This window comes from Streptomyces coeruleofuscus (assembly GCF_039532725.1).
GTDB lineage: Bacteria > Actinomycetota > Actinomycetes > Streptomycetales > Streptomycetaceae > Streptomyces > Streptomyces coeruleofuscus.
Genome location: NZ_BAAASE010000004.1, coordinates 261,251 through 280,678 on the forward strand (window position 1 = coordinate 261,251; position 19,428 = coordinate 280,678).

A 19,428-nucleotide genomic window follows, 5' to 3' on the forward strand; every position below is an offset into this window, starting at 1 on the left:
CCGTGAACCCGGTACGGACGAGGACGGTTTTTGGGCCAGCGAGGGGAACCCCGGCGCGAGCAGCCGCGCGACGGGGAACTGGGCGCGGCCGTCGCGCGGGCCCAGGACGGTGACGAGGCGGCCTTCGCGGTCGCCTACCGGATCGTGCAGCCCGGACTGCTCGGCTATCTGCGCGGACTGGTCGGGGAGGACGCGGAGGACGTGGCATCCGACGCCTGGCTGGAGATCGCCCGGGACCTGGGGCGGTTCAAGGGCGACGGTGCCGGTTTCCGCGGCTGGACGGCGACCATCGCCCGGCACCGGGCGCTGGATCATCTGCGCCGCCAACGCGTACGGCCGAGGTCGTCCGCGCTGGAGCAGGACGTCCTGGACCTGCCCGGGCCGCACAGCACGCACGACCAGGCGCTGGAGGCCATGTCCACCGAGCAGGCCCTGCGGCTGGTCAGGGGCCTGCCGCAGGACCAGGCGGAGGCCGTGCTGCTCCGCGTCGTGGTGGGGCTGGACGGGCCGGCCGCCGCCCGCGTCCTCGGCAAGCGGCCGGGTGCCGTGCGGACGGCCGCGTACCGGGGCCTGAAACGCCTCGCCACCCGGCTGGGTGCCGAAGGTGTGACGGATGAGGCTCCCCGGACGCTGGGGGAGTCGAAATGAAGGATGACGGCGGGCCGGGCGGAACCTCCGGGTCCGGTGCCCTGAACAGGGCGGACGAGCGGGACGTATGGATCGGAACCGGAACGCCAGGCCGGTCGGCCGGACCGGTCGGGTCGTACGGGTCATACGGGCCGTACAGGTCATACGGGTCGAACGGACCCGGCGGGTATCGCGGGACGTGTGGATCGAGCAGGGACGGAACAGAACATGGGTGAACATCAGAGCGACGGCGGGTTCCCGGGCCGCCGGCGTGTGCACCCTGGGGGTTCCGCGTACGGCCACCGGGCGGCGCGGGACGCCGACGGCCGGCTGCCCGGCCACCGCGGGACGGCCGGCCTCGACAGCCTCGGCTCCCGTCGCGTCCTGGACGAAGCCGAGCTGGAGGCGCTGCTCGCGGCCGCCCTCATCCGGGACCGGATCGACGGCGAGGCCGAACAGCGGGCCGTGGCCGCGTTCCTGGCCGCCCGGGACGCCGGCGCCCACCGGGCCCGCAGCCGCCGCCGGGACGACTGGCGGCCCAGGGAGCGCCGGCATCCGGGACGTTCGCTGAAGACCACGCTCTCCGTGCTGCTCGCCAGTCTCACGCTGGGCGGGGTCGCGGTCGCGGCGATCGGCTCGGTCGGATCCACGGACGGCGCCGACGACCGCGGTCGCCCGCCCGCCCCCACGCGTGCCCCCGGCACCTCGGCGGGCGAGTCCAACGGCACGGCACCCGGTTCCGCGTCCGCGCGCCCGGACCGCCCCGCCCCCGCCCAGGACACCGAGGCCCGCTGCCGCGCCTACGAGCAGGTCGACGGCCGGGGCAAGGCCATGGACGCGACGGCCTGGAAGCGCCTCGTCGAGGCCGCGGGCGGTGAGAGGAACGTCACGGCGTATTGCGCCGAGCAACTGGCCCGGGCGGAGGCGAAGCCCGGCAGCACCGCGAAACCGGAGAAGAGCGCGGAAGCTCCGGGTTCCACCGGTGCCGGCAGCCGCTCGGGCAACGCGGACACCGGCGCAGGCAACGCGGACAACGGATCGGGTGGCGCCGCGCGGAGCGGCGGGGACGGCGCCGCCGACGGCGCCTCGTCCGACGGCCAGGGCAGGCCCGCCCAGCCCGCCCAGCCCGGCGACCGCCGTCCGTAGCGGAATTCGCCAACAGGAGCGGGAGCGTCACGCGTCGGAACCCGGCCCGCACCGCCCAGACGCCCGGCCGCACCGCCCAGGTGCCCTTGCCCAACCTTGTCAGGCAGCTCGCCGACGGGTGAGGTGGGCGCCATGACCTCCTCGCATCCCGCCGCCCTGCCCCTGCTCATCGGCATCATCACCGCCGCCGTCACCGCCTTCGGTCTCACCGGATACGGCTTCTCGGCGATCGGCAGGGGCGGCCGGGGGGCCGTGGCACGCGGTGGCGCCGCGCTCGCCGGAGCCCTCGCCGCAGTCGCGTACGTCTGGGGCCTGATGTCGCTCTTCCTCGACGAGAGCGGCACCGCCCAGGCCTGCCAGGACGCGAACGCTCCGCTGTACGGGCAGGTCAGCGGCTACAGCGTGTCTTATCTGCCGCCCGCCCTCGACTGCCGCATGTCGTCGGGTGGTTCGTACTCGGCAGCCGTCCCCGGCTTCCTCACGCCCGTGATGACGGCGTGTGCGGTGATCGCGGTGACGCTCGCCCTGATCGCCGTCGCCGAACGCCGCCGAATCCCACCCGTCGAAACGCCGGGCCGCTGATGCCGGTGTGAGACAGCACTCATCGGACTACGCCATGGACCAGTGCGGGAAGTGCCGCTCCGAAGGCGCTCACACGCTGACGGTGGGCGGCCTGAGCGATGCGCGCGGAGACGGCCGAGGCCGCCACCCCCCACAGGAGAGGCCCCGGCCGTCGCGCGGTACGGGCCGCGCGGCGGCCCGTACTACCTACAGCGCCCGCGGTGCGTTTTCTGTCACACCCCACCGTGTCACGGCTTAGTTGCATCCTGGGCGGACATGGACGGGGAGTGGTTTCAGGTCGTAACGTGCCTTTCGCGCCAACGCGGAGGCACGAAGACCACCGCAACCACCTGCGGTCTTGCTACCGCAACGACCTGCGGTCCTGTTACCGCAACCATCAATTGAGGAACCACGACGGCGAGAACCCGGTCCGCGGAAGCGGCGCCGGTTTAGGCGCAGAAGGGCGCGCGGTGCTGGGGGACGACGCGGAGCTGACCGCCGCGGTACGCGCGGCACAGCACGGAGACGAGACCTCGTTCCGGACTGTGTACCGGACCGTGCACCCGCGGCTGCTCGGGTATGTACGGACGCTGGTCGGCGACCCCGACGCCGAGGACGTGACGTCCGAGGCCTGGTTGCAGATCGCCCGGGACCTGGAGCGGTTCACCGGTGACGCGGACCGCTTCCGCGGCTGGGCCGCCCGTATCGCCCGCAACCGCGCGCTGGACCACATACGCATGCGCGGGCGCCGCCCCGCGATCGGCGGCGACGAGACGGAACTGACCGGCCGGGCCGCCGAGTCCGACACCGCCGACGAGGCCATCGAGGCGCTCGCCACCGACGGCACGTTCTCCCTGATATCCCGGCTGCCGCAGGACCAGGCCGAGGCGGTCGTGCTGCGCGTGGTCGTGGGGCTCGACGCGAAGACCGCCGCGGAGACCCTCGGCAAGCGTCCGGGCGCCGTCCGTACTGCGGCCCACCGGGGCCTGAAGCGGCTCGCCGAACTGCTCGGCGAGAATCCGGAGGCCGATCCGGAATCGGCCGGGGTGCTCGACGCTCTGCCGCCGCAGCGAGAACCGCGCGGCGGTGCCATGGCGTCCGCACGTGTGACGCAAAGCGTCGCGCGGACGCAGAAGGATGTGTGATGGCCGACGAGCAGTACTGGTGGCTGGACCGTGAAACGGCGGAGCGTTTGCTGAGCGGAGAGCCACTCGAAGCTGTCGACGGCGCCACGCCGGACGAGGTCGAACGGCTCGCCGCAGCCCTCCGCGCGCTCTCCGCCTCACCCCCGCTGACCAGCGAGGAACTCCCCGGTGAGGCCGCGGCGATGGCCGCCTTTCGCAAGGCCCGCGCGGAACGCGCCGACACCGGAGCTGCCCCCGCGGCCGACGGCGTGCAGGCTCGTACCGAGGTCGCCGACGCCGGGCTGGTCCGGATCGCGACCCCGCGCGGCAGCGGCTCCGGCGACGTCCGGCGGCCGCGCCGGGCCCGCCCGGCGCGCCTCGCCCTGGCCGCCGTGCTGGCCGTCGGCATGGCCGGCGGTGCCGCCGTCGCGGCCGGAACCGGAGCCCTGAAGGCACCGTTCGGCAACGACGACCCCCACCCCGGTTCCTCCGTCTCGGCCGCTGCCACTCCGCCCGAGCGCCCGCTGGTGTCACCCTCGCCGAGCGACGCCGCGCAGGGCGGGTCCACGCCCGAGGAAACCCCGAGCGGCGGCTCGACGGGCGGCGCCGGTGACACCGGACGGGACGCGGCGGGCGACGACCCGGCCCCGAAGCCCGACTCCGGCGACCGGGGAGACCGCCCCGGCGACAGCCGCGGGAAGATCGCTTCCGCCTGCCGCGACCTCCGCGACGGAAAACGGCTGGACGCCGACCGCAGGAGCGTCCTGCGGGACGCGGCGGGCGGCTCCCGGGTCTGGAAGTACTGCAAGGGCGTCCTGTCCGGGTCCGGTGGCCGCTCGGGAGAGCGGCAGGACGAGGACACGGACCGGCGCCACCGCGAGGACCGGTCCGGGAAGCAGGACCGGAAGCGGGACGAGGACGGGAAGAAGGCCGAGCGGAAGGCCGGGCAGCGCGCCGACAGGCGGGACGGCGACGCTGACGCCGCGGACCGCGGCCGGTCCACGCGCTCTCTCGCCCCTCTCCGACCTGCGGTTTCGTACTCCGTGGAAATTTCCTCGCCGAGGGTGTGACGTTTTCGGCCGCCCTGGCGCAGTAATGAGTGAGCCGACTGGTCATCGGCCGTCGCACAGAGCCGGGGTTCCCCCCGTACCTACGGCTCGTGCACCTGAGCGCGGGCGGGACACGTTCCCCCGGTCCCGCCCGCGCCCCAATCCCCCTGCCGCGTCCTCACCAGGACACGACGACCTTGTCGCCGTCGCGGACCTGCGCGTACAGCTCGGCGATCGCCCCCTCGTCCCGTACGTTGACGCAGCCGTGCGAGGCGCCCGCGTAGCCCCGGGCCGCGAAGTCGGGGGAGTAGTGCACGGCCTGGCCGCCGCTGAAGAACATCGCGTAGGGCATGGGCGAGTCGTAGAGCGTCGACACGTGGTCGCGGGACTTCCAGTAGACGGAGAACACGCCCTCCCGCGTCGGTGTGCCTTTCGAGCCGAAGCGGACCGCCATCGTCGACACGGTCCGGCCGTCGATCATCCAGCGCAGCGTCCTGCTCGTCTTGTCGATGCACAGCACCCGCCCGGTCGTACAGCGCGGGTCCGGGGGATCGGCCGGCTGGCCGCCCATCAGGTACAGGTCCCAGGTGCCCGGCTCGCGGGTCATCCCCAGCAGCCGCTGCCAGGTGACGGTGTCGGTCCGCCCGGTGCGCGGCAGCCCCCGCTTGCCCTGGAAGCCGCCGACCGCCCGCTCCGTCGACTCGTCGTACGTCCCGGTCGGGCCGTCGAAGAGCCAGGCGACCTGCCGCAGCCGGGCCTGGAGCTCGCGGACGTCCCGGCCGGTGTCGCCGCGGGACCACAGCACGCGGGACGGGGCGGGGGCGGCGCTCGGCTTGTCGTCGCCGGGCGGGGCGGGAGCGGTGCTCGGCCCGCCGCCGTCGTCGGGGGTACGGTCCGGGGACGGGGTGTCGCCCGGTAACTCGATGTGCACCGGTGAGCGGCGCTTCCCGTCGCCGTCGGGAGCCTGCACGGTACAGCCGGCCAGCACGGCCGCCCCGGCGACTGCCACTGCGATCGCTGCTCTCCCCATGCCCGTGGTACGCACGCGGCCCTCCGTCGTCTCACCGGTGTGCCCGGATGTCACCTGAGATGTTCCCCTGGGGTGACCCTTCGCGAACCAGGGGGCATGGTGGTGAGCGAGGTCCCTTCAGTCCGTCCTGCGGGAGGCATCAGACCATGGCGCGCGAGTCGGAGTCCGGACTGCCCATCGAACCGGTCTACGGGCCGGACGACCTGCGGGGCTGGGACCCGGCACAGAAGCTGGGCGAGCCCGGGGTGTATCCCTTCACCCGCGGCGTGTACCCGAGCATGTACACCGGCCGGCCCTGGACGATGCGCCAGTACGCGGGCTTCGGCACGGCCGCCGAGTCCAACGCCCGCTACCGGCAGCTGATCGCCCACGGCACGACGGGCCTGTCGGTCGCCTTCGACCTGCCCACCCAGATGGGCCACGACTCCGACGCCCCGCTCGCGCACGGCGAGGTCGGCAGGGTGGGCGTCGCCGTCGACTCGATCGACGACATGCGGGTGCTGTTCGGCGGCATCCCGCTGGACCAGGTCTCGACGTCGATGACGATCAACGCCCCCGCGGCCCTGCTGCTGCTCCTCTACCAGCTCGTCGCGGAGGAGCAGGGCGTCGGTGCCGGCCGGCTCACCGGCACGATCCAGAACGACGTCCTGAAGGAGTACATCGCGCGCGGGACGTACATCTTCCCGCCGAAGCCCTCGCTGCGCCTGATCGCCGACATCTTCAAGTACTGCCAGGCCGAGATCCCGAAGTGGAACACGATCTCGATCTCCGGTTACCACATGGCGGAGGCGGGCGCGAGCCCGGTGCAGGAGATCGCCTTCACCCTCGCCGACGCCATCGAGTACGTCCGCACGGCGGTGGCGGCCGGCATGGACGTCGACGACTTCGCGCCCCGCCTGTCCTTCTTCTTCGTCGCCCGTACGACGCTCCTGGAGGAGGTCGCCAAGTTCCGTGCCGCGCGCCGGATCTGGGCGCGGGTGATGAAGGAGGAGTTCGGTGCGGAGAACCCCAAGTCGCTGATGCTGCGCTTCCACACGCAGACGGCGGGCGTCCAGCTGACGGCCCAGCAGCCGGAGGTGAACCTGGTCCGCGTCTCGGTCCAGGCCCTGGCGGCGGTCCTGGGCGGCACCCAGTCCCTGCACACCAACTCCTTCGACGAGGCGATCGCGCTGCCCACGGACAAGTCCGCGCGCCTGGCCCTGCGTACCCAGCAGGTCCTCGCCCACGAGACGGACGTGACGGCGACCGTCGACCCCTTCGCGGGCTCCTACGTCGTCGAGAGGATGACGGACGACGTGGAGGCCGCGGCCGTCGGGCTGATGGCCAAGGTCGAGGAGCTGGGCGGCGCGGTGGAAGCCATCGAGCGCGGCTTCCAGAAGAACGAGATCGAGCGCAGCGCCTACCGCATCGCCCAGCAGACCGACTCCGGCGAACGGGTCGTCGTCGGCGTCAACCGCTTCCAGCTCGACGAGGAGGAGCCGTACGAACCCCTGCGGGTGGATCCGGCGATCGAGGCCCAGCAGGCGGAACGCCTCACCAGGCTGCGCGCCGAGCGCGACCAGCCGGCGGCCGACGCGGCCCTGGCCGCCCTGAAGAAGGCCGCCGAGGGCGAGGACAACGTCCTGTACCCGATGAAGGACGCGCTGAGGGCCCGTGCCACGGTGGGCGAGGTGTGCGACGCCCTGCGGGAGGTGTGGGGGACGTACGTCCCGAGCGACGCGTTCTGATGCTCCCGCCGCCCCCGTGCCTCAGGCCTGCTGCTGAGGCAGGGCATCGACGATGCGGGCCGGTGAGGGCAGGACGGCGGGTTGGTGTCCGGCATCCACGGCGAGCACGCCCTGACGGTAGAACCGCGCGTGTTCCCGGCACAGCCAGTACGTCGGCCCCTCGGGAGTGGTCACCTTGTTCAGCCCGGCCCAGCGCTCCTCGGGGTCGAGCCGCTTGAGCAGGGCGTGCAACTCCCGGTACTCGGCATGATCCGTTGCAACGACCATGGATTGTGACTCCCGGTCGCTCAGCTGCCTGCGGGCCTCCGGGGGAAGTCCGTCCAGGAGCGCCTTCATCAGATCGAGGTCGTCCTTCATCACCTTGCCCAGGTCCTCGGACGCCGCTCCGAGGGCCGCTCCGAGCACGGGCACGACGTACTTGAGCACCTTGAGCGACTGGTGCACGTACGGCAGCACGACCCGCGTGAAGTCTGAGTCAGCGGGCACCTCGTAGGGCTCGGCTCCTTCCAGCAGGTGCCACTCGCCGGGCGCCTCGCAGCACAGATGCAGCTGGAAGACGTCCCCGGGCCGCAACCGGCGCCCGGCCTCGCGGCGCGAAGCGCGGCGTACCCAGACCACGCTGGGGCAGATGGCCTCCTGCTGGCTCTGCCCGCGGCGCAGCAGTTCGAGGAAGCCCCGCTGCTGCTCGGCGACCATGGCGGACACCTCGGCCCGGGTCTGTTCAATCCCGCCGCGGACCTCGGCGTGCTGACGCTGTCCGATGATCTCCAGCTGGTCGAGTTTCGCGAGAACCTGCCGTGTCATCTGTTCGGACCGGTCGGCGGCCGGCCGCTCGATGCCTTGGAGCAGGAAGGACACCTCGACGCTTTCCAGGTGCTCGGGGCACTCGATGGTCTCGAGAGGAGGAATGCGGTCGAGCCGGGCCCGCAACTGCTCGTGACGGAACTCGTGCGGGCATAAAGTCCCGTCCTCGTTCCGGTGAGGGCAGGGCACAAGACGTGTGATGTCGAGGCCGGGGTAGCGCTGGAGCGTCTGCTCGAACCCGTCCTTGAGGACGGCGAAGAAGTCGTGCGGATACGAACCCCGTACACGCAACTCGGCTGTCTTGGCGTGGCGGTCCACTGTCACCAGCGCGGCGTGCACACCGTCCGGATGCTTCAGCAGAGCTCCCGAACGCCAGCGCACAGGGGTGGAGAAGCGATGCTCGCGGGCGATGAACCAGGTGGGGATGCCCGGGGGAACCGTGTGCAGCCGGTATCTGAGGCGCAGTTCACGCTGGCGAAGGCGCTCCGGGGAGTTCCACTCGTCCTGGTAGGGAGGCGGGTTCCACGGCAGCAGTTCCACCACGAGACTCGCGGTCTGGTCCTCGGTCCGGTACGAGAGGTCGAAGTTCTCCATCATGCGGATGAGGTGCCGCCGCATGGAACGCTCGACGTCCCTCCAGAGCGTCGCTCCGAAGGCGTGGTGGAACAGGCCTCCCTCGTTGAGGACCTCCTCGGAATCCAGCACTCGGCTGATGTAGGCCGTCAGCCACTGGGGGCGCAGGACGACGAGATCGCACAACTCCTCGTCCTGCGGGTAGTAGAGGAGGTCGCCGAGGCTGTGCAGCGCCGCGGTGAGCGAGGCCTGGTGCGAGGGCTCGCGCACGCCGGCCGCCGAGAGTAGATCGTTCAGTCCCTCGGGCGTGATGTGCTTCTCCTCGGCCGCCCGTACTGTGTCCGCGGCCCGGAGCCAGGTCCGGGGCCAGGTCACGCCCATCAGGGGCAGCCGGGCGACCTGCTGCCGAATGACCTCAGCGACGTCCGCGACCCCCACCCCGGTCGCGCTGTCCGCGCTGAGACATTCGACGATCAGCCCCGGATAGGTATCCTGCAACTCGTCGAGGGGCAGGTCCGGGGGCCTCGGGCCAAGATGCGTCGCGACGAGCACCACGGGGGCCTGCGGGGCCCGGGCCTTGATCATGTCCAGCCAGTAGTGCAGCTTGCTGCCCTCCCAGCCGATCTGCGCGTCCCAGAGCAACAGGAAGAGGGAACGGTCGGTCAGGAAGAACTGGTGAGTGGCGTGGTAGATCTCCTGGCCGCCGAAGTCCCACGTGCTCAGCTGCATGGTCACGTCTTCCCCGGTTGGGGGATGCGGATGCGGCATGTCCAGCGTGCTGACGGTGAGCCCGTGGGTGCTGTCCTCGTTCGGATTGTGGGTCTCGCCGCGCAGTGCACGCAACAGCGATGTCTTCCCCACTCGGCCCTCGCCGACCACGACGACCTTGGACGACCACTGGCGGACGGGGTCGGCCTTCGTCTCGGCGAGGAACGTGACGACACCCTGAGCACCGGCGGCTACCACCTCGGGGGGCGGGCTGGTCAGGGGATTGCCGTCAAGCCCGAGTTTCGCGAGCTGTCGCAGGCCGCCCATGCTTTCGGGCAGTTGCACGAGGCCGTTCATGGCCAGTTCCAGGCGACGGAGCCGCGTGAGGCGGCCGAACTCCTCGGGGAGGGTCGTCAGCCAGTTGTCGTTCAGCCACACGGTGGTGAGCCCGACGAGATCGGTGAACCCCTCGGGCAGGGCTTCGAGCAGGTTGTGGCCCAGAGCGAGGAAGTTGAGTCCGGTGAGGTTCCGGAACGTGCTGGGCAACGAGGAGAGACGATTGGCGTAAAGCCTCAGCTCGGTCAGCCGGCTCAGATTACCGAGACTGTCCGGCAGAGCGCGCAGAGTGTTGAAGTCCAGGTTGAGCCTGTTCAGTTGGGCCAGGCTGCCGATGGACCCCGGAACAGTCACGAGCCTGCTGTGCTCGGCCGACAGCTCGGTGAGCTCGGTGAGGTCGCCGATCCACTCGGGTAACTCTTCGAGCCGGTTTTCGTCGAGTTTGAGGCTTCTGAGGTGACGCAGTTCGGCCACCGCTTCCGGCACCTCCCTCAGAGCGAGGCCGGAGAGATCGAGGTCCAGCTCCCCTGACAATCGGCACCGCTGAATCAGCTCTTGCGCACGCCTGACGTTGCCGTCGTCGACCGAACTCACCTGTAGCCCCCGCCCTGTTCGTGCCACCGGGACCGCAAGCCCCCCTGCGGCACACTGTAGGGACCAGGCCATTTCAAGGCAGGGTATTCCGGGAACCTGAGGGCATGGCTCCCTCGTGCGACACTCCCTTCCATGTTCGGTGTCATCGATCTGCCCACCTACCTGGCGGGCCTCGTCCTGATCGTTCTGCTGCCCGGTCCCAACTCCCTGTACGTCCTGTCCGTCGCCGCCCGGCTCGGTGTGCGTGCCGGGTACACCGCCGCGGCCGGGGTGTGGTGCGGGGACGCCGTGCTGATGACGCTGTCGGCGGCCGGGGTCGCGTCCCTGTTGCAGGCCAACGCCGTGCTGTTCGGAATCGTGAAGTACGCGGGGGCCGGCTATCTGGCGTGGCTGGCCGTGGGCATGCTGCGGGCCGCGTGGGGCATGTGGCGGACGCGTGCGGAGCGGTCCTCCGGTGCGGAGGCTTCCGCGCCCGCCGGGGAGCGGCCCTTCCGCCGTGCCTTCGTGGTCAGTCTGCTGAACCCCAAGGCGATCCTCTTCTTCGTCGCCTTCTTCGTGCAGTTCGTCGACCCCGGGTACGCCTATCCCGCCCTGTCCTTCGTCGTCCTCGGCGCTCTCGCCCAGTTCGCCAGCGTGCTCTACCTCAGCGCGCTGATATTCGGCGGCACCAGGCTGGCTGCCGCCTTCCGCCGCCGGAGGCGTCTGTCGGCGGGGGTGACCTCGGCGGCGGGCGCGCTGTTCCTCGGGTTCGCCGTGAAGTTGTCCCTCGCGAGTGCGTGACTAGAGCCCGGCGCGCCCCAGGTACTGCCGCAGTCCGTCGCCCGTTTCGCCCGCCCAGCCCACATAGCCGTCCGGCCGCACCAGGAACAGGCCCTTTCCGTACGTCGCCTGCTCCGCCCCGCTGACCCCGTGCACCGGCTCCGGCAGCGCCGGTGCCTCCGTCCCCACCGCCACCAGCGTCCAGTGCGGTCCCCGGAAGGCGTCGAAGAGCCGTACGCCGTCCAGCTCGCCGTCCGGTGCGCGGTCGCCTGCCCGGAGGGCGCCCGGGACGGTACGCGTCTCCCGCGTGAGTGACGAGTCCCGGTATCCGAGCCCCAGTTGGCGGGTCGCCGCGCCGCGCCGCGTCTGACCGCGGTGGACGCTCGTCGACAGGCCGAGCATGTCCGCGGCGATCGGCCGCCGTTCCTCCTCGTAGGTGTCGAGGAGCGACGCCGGCGCACCGCCCGTCAGCACCGCGCCCAGCTTCCAGCCCAGGTTGTAGGCGTCCTGGACGCTGGTGTTGAGGCCCTGGCCGCCGGCCGGGGAGTGCACGTGCGCCGCGTCGCCGGCGAGGAAGACCCGCCCGGAGCGGAAGCGGTCCGCCAGGGCCGCCCGGGGGCGGAAGTCCGAGGCCCACCGCATCTGGGTCACGGCCTCCGGCGCGAGGTGCGAGCGGGCGGCGACGACCTTCCGTACGCCCTCCAGGGAGAGGTCCACGGTCGTCCCCTCCGGGAACCGCGCCACCAGCTGGAAGTCCTCCGTGCCGGCCAGCGGGCAGATCGCGAGGAAGCCGTCGCCGTCGCCGCCCGGCGGGAAGATGTGCCAGTTGTCCCGGTCCAGGCCAGTGATCCGGACGTCCGCCACCAGCGTCGGGTTCGGGTCGACGGTCTCGCCCGTCATACCGATGCCGAGCAGTCGACGCACCGTCGAGCGGCCGCCGTCCGCCGCGACGGCGTACCGGGCGATGACGGGTTCACCGGAGGCGAACTCCGCGCGGACCCCGTCCGCCTCCTGCGTCAGGCCGACGACCTCCCGGCCGAAGGCCACCTTCCCGCCCAGCTCCTCAAGCCGTGCCCGCAGGATCTGCTGCGTGCGCCACTGCGGCACCATCCAGGGCCCGATGTACGGCGAGTCCTCGCTCTCCTCCGCAGGGTCGAACATCCGGTGCTCGCCCGTCCGCCTGCCGTCCTGCCAGATCATCCCCACCGGGTAGGGGCCGCCCGCCGCGCGGATCGCGTCGAGTACGCCCAGGTCATCGAAGACCTCCATCGTGCGCGGCTGGATGCCCTTTCCGCGCGAACCGGGGAACAGTGCCCCGGCCCGCTCGACCACCAGCGCGGCCACCCCACGCCGGGCGAGATCGATGCCGAGCGCCAGACCGCTCGGGCCCGCACCCACCACCAGTACGTCCGTGTCCATGAGATCCTGAGCCACTCTTTCCTTAACGCCGTTAAGTGCTGCCAACCCCGAGGGTTGCCTTAACGGTGTTAAATTGTCAAGCGTGAGTACGGAACGACGCGCGCCCCTGGACCGCCGACGGGTCGCGGACACCGCGCTGCGGCTGCTGAACGAGGTGGGCCTCGACGGCCTGACCCTGCGCGCCATCGCCCGGGAACTGGACGTGAAGGCGCCCGCCCTCTACTGGCACTTCAAGGACAAACAGGCGCTGCTCGACGAGATGGCGACGGAGATGTACCGCCGGATGGTCGCCGGGGCCTCGCTCGACCCGGACGACACCTGGCGGGAACGGCTGCTGAAGGCCAACCGGGGGCTGCGTGCCGCCCTGCTGGACTACCGGGACGGCGCCAAGGTGTTCAGCGGCTCACGCTTCACCGGCATCGAGCACGCCGGGCAGATGGAGGACAACCTGCGCCTGCTGACGGCCGCCGGCTTCACCCTCGCCCAGGCGGTCCGGGCGCTCACCACGGCGTATCTGTACACGCTGGGCTTCGTCACCGAGGAGCAGGGCGTCCAGCCGCTGCCGGGTGAGCGGCGTGAGGGCTACGACGTGAACGAACGCGCCCGCCTGATGGCCGACTTTCCCTTGTCGGCCCAGGCGGGCGCGGAGATCTTCGAGGACTACGACGGGCACTTCGAGGAGGGACTCGCCCTCGTGATCGAGGGGATCGGGGCGCGGTACGGGGTCTCATGACACCCCCGGGTCAGGCCCGCTTCGCGCGTGCCCGCCGTACGGCCCGGGTGACCACGGGCGGCAGCAGGTCCTTGGCGAGCCGGCGGGCCCGGGAGGGGGCGGGCCGGGCCGGGCGCGCCGCGCGGGACTCGGTGACAGGGGCGGCCGGGGGACTGGCCGGCACCGGTGCCACGTAGTGCCGGGAGGGCGGGAAGGCCGGCGGCTTCATGCCCCTGGAGCGGGCGCGGACCAGCCGGTGCCCGGCCGCCTCCTGCACGCTCAGCCCGACGTCCGTGCGCTGCCGCAGCATGTCGAGCAGCTCCTCCTGGACCGGCTCCGGGTCGCCCCAGGTGCCGTACAGCTTCTGCGTGCTGAGGCAGACCGGGTTCAGGCCGCGGTTGAGGACGGCCTCCCAGGCGGCGACCGAGACGCCCGGCGTGTGCTCGGAACGGAAGTCGTCGAGGACCACGATGCCCTCGGGCAGCAGGATGTCGTGGGCGGCGCCGATGTCGCCGTACACGTGCTCGTACAGGTGCGAGGCGTCGACGTGGACGAAGCGGCAGGTGTCCGGGGCCACCTTCTCGGACACCACCGAGCTGGGGGCCGCGATCACCGTCGGCAGGGTGTCGTGGAAGGACAGGTAGTTCCGCTCGAAGGCCTGCTGGGTGAGCGAGGCGTACGACTTCGTGGACTCCGCCTTGTTGGCCTCGTCCGGGGCGTCGCCCTCGAACAGGTCGCAGACGGTGAACTGCTCGCCGTCCTGGAGGTGGTGGCCGAGGAGGATCGCGCTCTTGCCCATGTAGACGCCGAGCTCCAGCAGGTCTCCGCTCATGCCCTGCTTCTGCTGCCGCTCCAGGAACCAGGTGAACAGCATCTGGTCCAGTGGCGGGAACCAGCCCGGGACGTCGGCGAGTTCGCCGGGGTACGTGTCGGTCGCTTGTGCGTTGGTCATGAGACGAGCCTTCTCCCTGAGCGGTGCTGAAACCGACGGTTGGTTGAACGTCCCGTGAACAGCTCAGCGGGCCTTGGCCAGCAGGGCCCTCAGTCGTGGTGTCAGCGGCTTCTCCACATACTGGTTCAGCAACCACGCCAGCCCCAGCATTGAGGCCACTGTCAGGGCGAATGTCGCCGCGGACGGCAGACCCAGGCCGCGGTGCAGGGCGTGGATCACCACCCAGCCGAGGTGCTCGTGGACGAGGTAGAACGGATACGTCAGCGCCCCCGCCACCGTCAGCCAGCGCCAGTTCGCCCAGCGCAGCCAGCCCAGCGCGATCGCCGCGACCGCGACGAAGCCGAAGGTGACGACGAGCACGATGCCTATCGAGGAGCGGTACGAGAAACCGCCCGCGTCGGGGGCGTGCCACAGGCTCTGCACCGCGAAGTGCTGACCGATCAGCCAGCTCACGGCGACGATTCCCCACCCGTAGGCGTCCCGCCGGTCGAGGTGGACGAGGTAGAGGCCGACACCGCCGATGAAGAACGGGGCGTACTCGGGCATCACGACGATGTCGAGCAGCGGCATGTTCGCGTTCTGCGCGATCACCGTCGCCAGCATCCAGCCGGCGCAGAACATGATCACCCGGCGGCGGTTCGCCCCGGGGAGCACGACGCACAGGGCGAACAGCGCGTAGAAGCGGACCTCGGCCCACAGCGTCCAGCACACCCCGAGCACCCGGTCCACGCCCAGCGGCATCTGAAGCATGGTCAGGTTCACCAGCGCGTCGCTCGGCGAGACCGCCTTGTAGGCCACCATGGGCAGCGCGAACACCGCCGTCACGAGCACGACCGCCACCCAGTAGGCGGGCAGCAGCCGGGAGGCGCGGGAGGCGAAGAACGACTTCAGCGGCCGGCCCCAGCCGCTCATGCAGATCACGAACCCGCTGATCACAAAGAAGACCTGGACGCCGAGGCAGCCGTAGGCGAAGTACTCGTGCAGCGTCGGGAACTGCTCCTTGGGTGAGCTGCCCCAGGCCTCGGAGACCTCGCCGTCGCGCCCGCCGTAGTGGTAGGCCGCCACCATCAGCGCGGCCACCAGCCGCAGTCCGTCCAGGGCGCGCAGCCGGCCGCCGGAGTCCTTCCGGCGCGGTGGGACGGTCGTGGCGCCCGGTGGTTCGACCAGCACGGTGACTTCGGGCCGGGGCTTGGGGGTGCTGACGACCGTCTCGGTCACGCTGAAAACCTCTGTAGTAGCTCGTATGTCCTTCACCTGAGCCGCCAGGGGCGGGCAGGGCGCCGATGTCACCCTAGGGCGGAGGTTGACGCTAAAACGTTCGACGGAGTCAGCCTTCGCCTGCCGGTCCCCATGGGTTCATCTGGATGTCGCCGAGCCCGGCCTCAGGGCGGGACCGCCTCAGCGGCGCACCGCCTTGCGCAGCGCCCGCGCCCGCCGGACCACCCGGCGTGCCGTGGAATTGCGGGGCAGGAACGCCAGCCGCTGCGGAATACCGCCGGGCAGCCCGAGCGAGGTGAGACGGCGTTTCTTGAAGTAGCGCCGGGTGCGCGGACCGAGATGGCGGGCGAGGAACCGCTCCGCCCGCGGGCGCAGGTCCGGATAGATCTGCGGCTGCATCGTGAACCCGACGGCGGTCACCAGGTCGGACAGCAGCTCCGCCGGCAGCAGGTCGCCGTCCTTGCCGCCGTCCAGGTCGGGCAGCAGCGCGTCCGCCAGGGTGGTGGGGATCCGGTTGCTGTTCTGGTACGGCGTCAGCCGCTCCAGCAGCAGCTCGGTGCCGATGCGCGCGACCGGCAGTTCGTAGAACACCGAGGCCGTGAACAGCGCCGTGGAGAAGCAGCCGATGACGAGCGCGGGCCGGGTCCGCTCGAACAGCACCTCGGCGAGCACGGGCGTGTCCAGCACGGTGAGGTCCACGCCGAGCTTCTCGGCCTCGGTCTCCAGGGCGCGGCTGTAGCGGGCCGGTGCGGTCGGGTGCGGCTTGAAGACGACCGTGCGGTGACCGCGGGCGACCGCGCCCCGCATCATCCGCACGTGCAGGTCCTCTTCCTCCTCGGGGGAGAGGATGTTCAGCGCCGACAGGTACTGGCCGAGCAGCAGCGCCGCGTCGCCGGGCAGGTCGGGCAGCTCGGGGACGGTCTCGGTGACCTCGCCCAGCACCTTCAGGAACGCGGGCGACGGCACCAGACGCGCCGGCACCTCGAACTCGGTCAGCAGCATCGGCGTCAGCCCCGGCACCAGGTCGAGGTGCAGCAGCCGCCGCACGCGCGTGCCGACCAACGGGTCGAGCTTGTTGCGCGTGGGGCCGTAGCTCATCAGCCCGTCGGCGTAGACGTCGATGGGGGCGTCGGTGAACAACTGCGCCACCGTGAGCGCGGGCGCGACCTGGATGGACTCCAGCACCAGACTCACCCGGTCGTCGCCGAGGCCCCACAGCATCCGCAGATAGCGCTCGAACAGCGGGATGTCGTCGGAGCGCGGCGTCCACGCCCCGGGGTGGAACGGGCGGATGGCGTCGTTCCAGGACAGCACGTCGTCGAAGTGCTCGCGCAGCGGCGCGAAACCCGGCATCTCGTCGAGGGCCGGGGTGGTCTCCGGGTTGGCGGAGTTGTTGAACACCAGCAGCACCCGGCGGTCCGGCTCCTCGAAGAGGTCGGAGTCGATCGCGGCGGCCAGGGTGGCGACGCCGTACAGCGTCGAGGCGCAGAAGATCTGTGTGGTCCCGGGCATCAGGCGGCCGCTCCCGCCGGCGTGACCCTGCGCCGCAGCCGCCGCAGCTTGGACGAGCGGTCCATGTCCATGGCCTCCAGTGCGTCACCGAGCGCGTCCTGCGGCATGCGCTTGATGGCCGCCGCGCTCATCGACCGCAGCTGCCTCGCCACGGCCGGTTCGAACCTGTCTTCGTTGGAAAGGTGGTGCGCGATGATCGCGCAGTACGTCCGTACCGCCTTCGGCAGCAGCCGGTCGGCCTCACGGTCGGCGGCCGTCTCCTCGATCACCTGGTCGAAGGCGCGGATGAAGTCGAGCTGGCGGACATCGCCGATCTGGGTCAGGGACGAGGCCACCCCGCGCCGGTAGAACACGCCCAGCAGGCTCACCACGGCGAACGACTCCGCCTCGCGGTGCAGCTTCCAGATCCACGGCCGGTCCTCGGCCGTGCGCAGCCCGTCGGTGAAGTGGAGCACGCCCCGGTCGAGGAGGCGGCGGTGGTAGGCGCCGGCCCAGGCGTAGGCGTAGTCCACCGAGGTCGAGCGGTGGGAGGGGAGGATCGCCTCGCGCGGGTCGAAGGCCTCCCAGCGGCGGCCGACCGGGACCCGGGAGACGGAACGGGCGCGCGCGGTGGCCTGCACATGGTCGGTGCGGATGAAGTCGCAGCCCAACTCGTCCAGGGCGGACACCAGTTCGGCGAGATAGCCGGGGGCCAGCCAGTCGTCGCCGTCCAGGAACGTCAGGTACTCGCCCTGCGCCGCGTCCAGGCCGGTGTTGCGGGCGGTGGCGAGCCCCCCGTTCTTCTCGTGTCGGATGTAACGCACTTGCGCGACATCCGAAAGGTCCTCGGCCGCCCGTTCGAGAATGGCCGGGGTTTCATCCTTCGAATGGTCGTCGACCAGGATGAACTCGAAATCGCGGTCGGCGTTCAACCGAAGGCTTCTGAGGGTGTCCGGGGCGTATTGCTGCACGTTGTAGAACGGCACGATCACGGAAAGCTTAGGCACCCGCAAAACGTTAGGAGCCCGTCCGGCTCCGCAACTTTCCGGTGCACATACACTGGGTGAACTCAATGTGTCAGAACGGTGCACCCCGTGTACTTCCCGGTTCTCCACGGGCCAGTTCGGCTCCCGGTGGTGCGTTGTTAACTTTTCGTTGAGTCGCGGTTCCGCCATACCTAGGAATTGCTTCCTAGCGTCTTCGACGTGCCAGCAAGTACACCGAAGCGCCCGCGAATCGCCGTCCTCGCGGACTCCGACACCCGCTGGAAATGGGGTGCGCTCACCGCGCACCGCATCGCCCCGGGACAGTCCATGGAAACCGGACCGCGCGAGAGCGCGCAAGTCGGCCCCGCCCTCGACGGATTCCTGCTGCGCGGCCGGGCCACGCCCACGCCGCGCCAGCTGGAGGAAGTGGGCGTGCGCGCCGACTCACTGCGGGAGGTCACCGCCGTCGAGTTCCTGCGCACCATGGCCGAGGAGTCCTACGACGTCCTCGTCCTCGCCCTCGTCGGCGGCGGTGTGCAGGCGATGCTGCACGGCCTGGGGCGCGTCTGGGAGAACCGGACCTCGCGGCCCGTCGTCGTCACCGGCTACGTCGGTGTCGTCTACGAGAAGCTCGCCGACGGCCTGCTGCTGCGGCACGGCGCGGACCTGGTCCTCGCCAACTCCCGCCAGGACGCGGACCGTTTCCGGGCCGTCTACGAAGGGGTGGGCGCCGACGCCTCGTCGGTGACCGAGGTGGCCCTGCCGTTCCTCGGCGGTGCGCCCTACGAAGGGGAACACGACCCCTCTGCGAAGCATGGGCGCAGGCCCTACACGGTCGTCTTCGCCGCCCAGCCCTCCGTGCCGGAGAGCCGCAAGGACCGTACGTACCTGCTGAACCGGCTGGTGCAGCACGCCCGCAGGCACCCCGAGCGCGAGGTGCTGCTGAAGCTGCGGTCCCGGCCGGGCGAACACACCACCCACATCGAGGAGTTGCCGTACCAGAAGCTGGTGCAGCGCCTCGATCCGCCCGCCAACTTCCGCCTGGTCTACGGGAACATGGGCGAGGTCCTCGACCGCACCGACCTGCTCGTGACGGTCAGTTCCACGGCCGCCCTGGAGTCGCTGCACCGCCGCATCCCGACCGTCGTGCTGACCGACCTGGGCGTCCGTGAGGCCCTCGGCAACCACCACTTCGTGGGCTCCGGCTGCCTCGCCTCCTGGGACCAGCTCGACGCCGGGCACCGGCCGGCGCCCGACGAGGAGTGGGTCGCCCGGCAAGGCGTCGTGGCCGACGGCTCCTACGAGTCCGCCTTCGACGCGGCACGCGAACGCATCGCCAAGCTGCTCGACCGGCCCGGTGGCCTGCCGCCGCTGACCCCGTACTACACACCCGTCACCGCGCCCGGCTACCTGCCCGGGATCCTCGCACGCCATCACCTCGGCCCGGACGGCACCCCGCTGCCCGGCGCGCCGGCCGCCGACAGGGAGCCCGGCCCGGTCCGGCAGATCGTGCGCCGGGCGGCGCGCGGCGCCTACCGGCACGGCGTGCAGCGCGTGGCGCCCGTCATCCGGCGGATGGGGGAGCTGTGAGCCGCACCGAGCCCTCCGCCCA

Annotated in this window: 16 protein-coding genes; 9 read left to right on the forward strand and 7 right to left on the reverse strand. The window is 71.2% G+C overall.

Features of this window, described 5'->3' with window-relative positions:
* Positions 1–30: 30 nt before the first annotated feature.
* The 5 genes from ABFX81_RS16595 to ABFX81_RS16615 all read left to right on the forward strand — a co-directional run bounded on the left by ABFX81_RS16595 (position 31) and on the right by ABFX81_RS16615 (position 4,528).
* Positions 31–648, forward strand: coding sequence for an RNA polymerase sigma factor (locus tag ABFX81_RS16595; RefSeq protein ID WP_150482658.1), 618 nt, complete (start codon positions 31–33; stop codon positions 646–648).
* 207 nt (positions 649–855) lie between these two features.
* Positions 856–1,773: a hypothetical protein gene (locus tag ABFX81_RS16600; protein WP_346138257.1), complete on the forward strand. Its 918-nt coding sequence runs from the start codon at positions 856–858 to the stop codon at positions 1,771–1,773.
* Positions 1,774–1,905: 132 nt separating this feature from the next.
* The gene (locus tag ABFX81_RS16605; RefSeq protein WP_086855498.1) at positions 1,906–2,355 is read left to right on the forward strand and encodes a hypothetical protein; all 450 of its coding nucleotides are present in this window, start codon (positions 1,906–1,908) and stop codon (positions 2,353–2,355) included.
* Positions 2,356–2,804: 449 nt separating this feature from the next.
* A complete protein-coding gene (locus ABFX81_RS16610; protein WP_086855499.1) occupies positions 2,805–3,479 on the forward strand; it encodes a sigma-70 family RNA polymerase sigma factor in 675 nt (224 codons plus the stop codon).
* The gene (locus ABFX81_RS16615) at positions 3,479–4,528 is read left to right on the forward strand and encodes a hypothetical protein (protein ID WP_086855500.1); all 1,050 of its coding nucleotides are present in this window, start codon (positions 3,479–3,481) and stop codon (positions 4,526–4,528) included. Before ABFX81_RS16610 ends, ABFX81_RS16615 begins: the two co-directional genes overlap by 1 nt.
* Positions 4,529–4,685: 157 nt before the next feature.
* On the opposite strand, the gene ABFX81_RS16620 is transcribed toward ABFX81_RS16615, so the two are convergent.
* A complete protein-coding gene (locus ABFX81_RS16620; protein ID WP_346138374.1) occupies positions 4,686–5,537 on the reverse strand; it encodes a L,D-transpeptidase family protein in 852 nt (283 codons plus the stop codon).
* 146 nt (positions 5,538–5,683) lie between these two features.
* Between ABFX81_RS16620 and ABFX81_RS16625 the strand changes: the two genes are divergently transcribed.
* Positions 5,684–7,264, forward strand: a complete 1,581-nt coding sequence (locus tag ABFX81_RS16625; RefSeq protein WP_346138258.1) for an acyl-CoA mutase large subunit family protein — start codon at positions 5,684–5,686, stop codon at positions 7,262–7,264.
* A 21-nt stretch (positions 7,265–7,285) separates the two neighbouring features.
* Here the strand turns inward: ABFX81_RS16625 and ABFX81_RS16630 are convergent, their stop codons facing one another.
* Entirely contained in the window at positions 7,286–10,159 is a 2,874-nt protein-coding gene (locus tag ABFX81_RS16630; protein ID WP_346138259.1) for a COR domain-containing protein, read from the reverse strand.
* A gap of 252 nt (positions 10,160–10,411) precedes the next feature.
* On the opposite strand from ABFX81_RS16630, the gene leuE reads away from it, so the two are divergent.
* Complete coding sequence (leuE, locus tag ABFX81_RS16635; RefSeq protein WP_086854980.1) at positions 10,412–11,059, forward strand: leucine efflux protein LeuE; 648 nt, start codon at positions 10,412–10,414, stop codon at positions 11,057–11,059.
* On the opposite strand, the gene ABFX81_RS16640 is transcribed toward leuE, so the two are convergent.
* Positions 11,060–12,457 carry an FAD-dependent monooxygenase gene (locus tag ABFX81_RS16640; RefSeq protein WP_086854981.1) on the reverse strand — a complete coding sequence of 466 codons (1,398 nt, stop codon included), beginning with the start codon at positions 12,455–12,457 and terminating at the stop codon, positions 11,060–11,062.
* Between the two features lie 82 nt (positions 12,458–12,539).
* Between ABFX81_RS16640 and ABFX81_RS16645 the strand changes: the two genes are divergently transcribed.
* Positions 12,540–13,190, forward strand: coding sequence for a TetR/AcrR family transcriptional regulator C-terminal domain-containing protein (locus ABFX81_RS16645; RefSeq protein WP_086854982.1), 651 nt, complete (start codon positions 12,540–12,542; stop codon positions 13,188–13,190).
* 10 nt (positions 13,191–13,200) lie between these two features.
* On the opposite strand, the gene ABFX81_RS16650 is transcribed toward ABFX81_RS16645, so the two are convergent.
* The 4 genes from ABFX81_RS16650 to ABFX81_RS16665 all read right to left on the reverse strand — a co-directional run bounded on the left by ABFX81_RS16650 (position 13,201) and on the right by ABFX81_RS16665 (position 17,837).
* Positions 13,201–14,121, reverse strand: coding sequence for a class I SAM-dependent methyltransferase (locus tag ABFX81_RS16650; protein WP_346138260.1), 921 nt, complete (start codon positions 14,119–14,121; stop codon positions 13,201–13,203).
* 63 nt (positions 14,122–14,184) lie between these two features.
* Complete coding sequence (locus ABFX81_RS16655; RefSeq protein ID WP_428837185.1) at positions 14,185–15,339, reverse strand: acyltransferase family protein; 1,155 nt, start codon at positions 15,337–15,339, stop codon at positions 14,185–14,187.
* A 180-nt stretch (positions 15,340–15,519) separates the two neighbouring features.
* The gene (locus tag ABFX81_RS16660; protein ID WP_086848710.1) at positions 15,520–16,851 is read right to left on the reverse strand and encodes a polysialyltransferase family glycosyltransferase; all 1,332 of its coding nucleotides are present in this window, start codon (positions 16,849–16,851) and stop codon (positions 15,520–15,522) included.
* Complete coding sequence (locus ABFX81_RS16665; protein ID WP_059419255.1) at positions 16,851–17,837, reverse strand: glycosyltransferase family 2 protein; 987 nt, start codon at positions 17,835–17,837, stop codon at positions 16,851–16,853. Before ABFX81_RS16665 ends, ABFX81_RS16660 begins: the two co-directional genes overlap by 1 nt.
* A 198-nt stretch (positions 17,838–18,035) precedes the next feature.
* On the opposite strand from ABFX81_RS16665, the gene ABFX81_RS16670 reads away from it, so the two are divergent.
* Complete coding sequence (locus ABFX81_RS16670; protein WP_086848712.1) at positions 18,036–19,406, forward strand: DUF6716 putative glycosyltransferase; 1,371 nt, start codon at positions 18,036–18,038, stop codon at positions 19,404–19,406.
* The last annotated feature ends 22 nt before the right edge of the window (positions 19,407–19,428 follow it).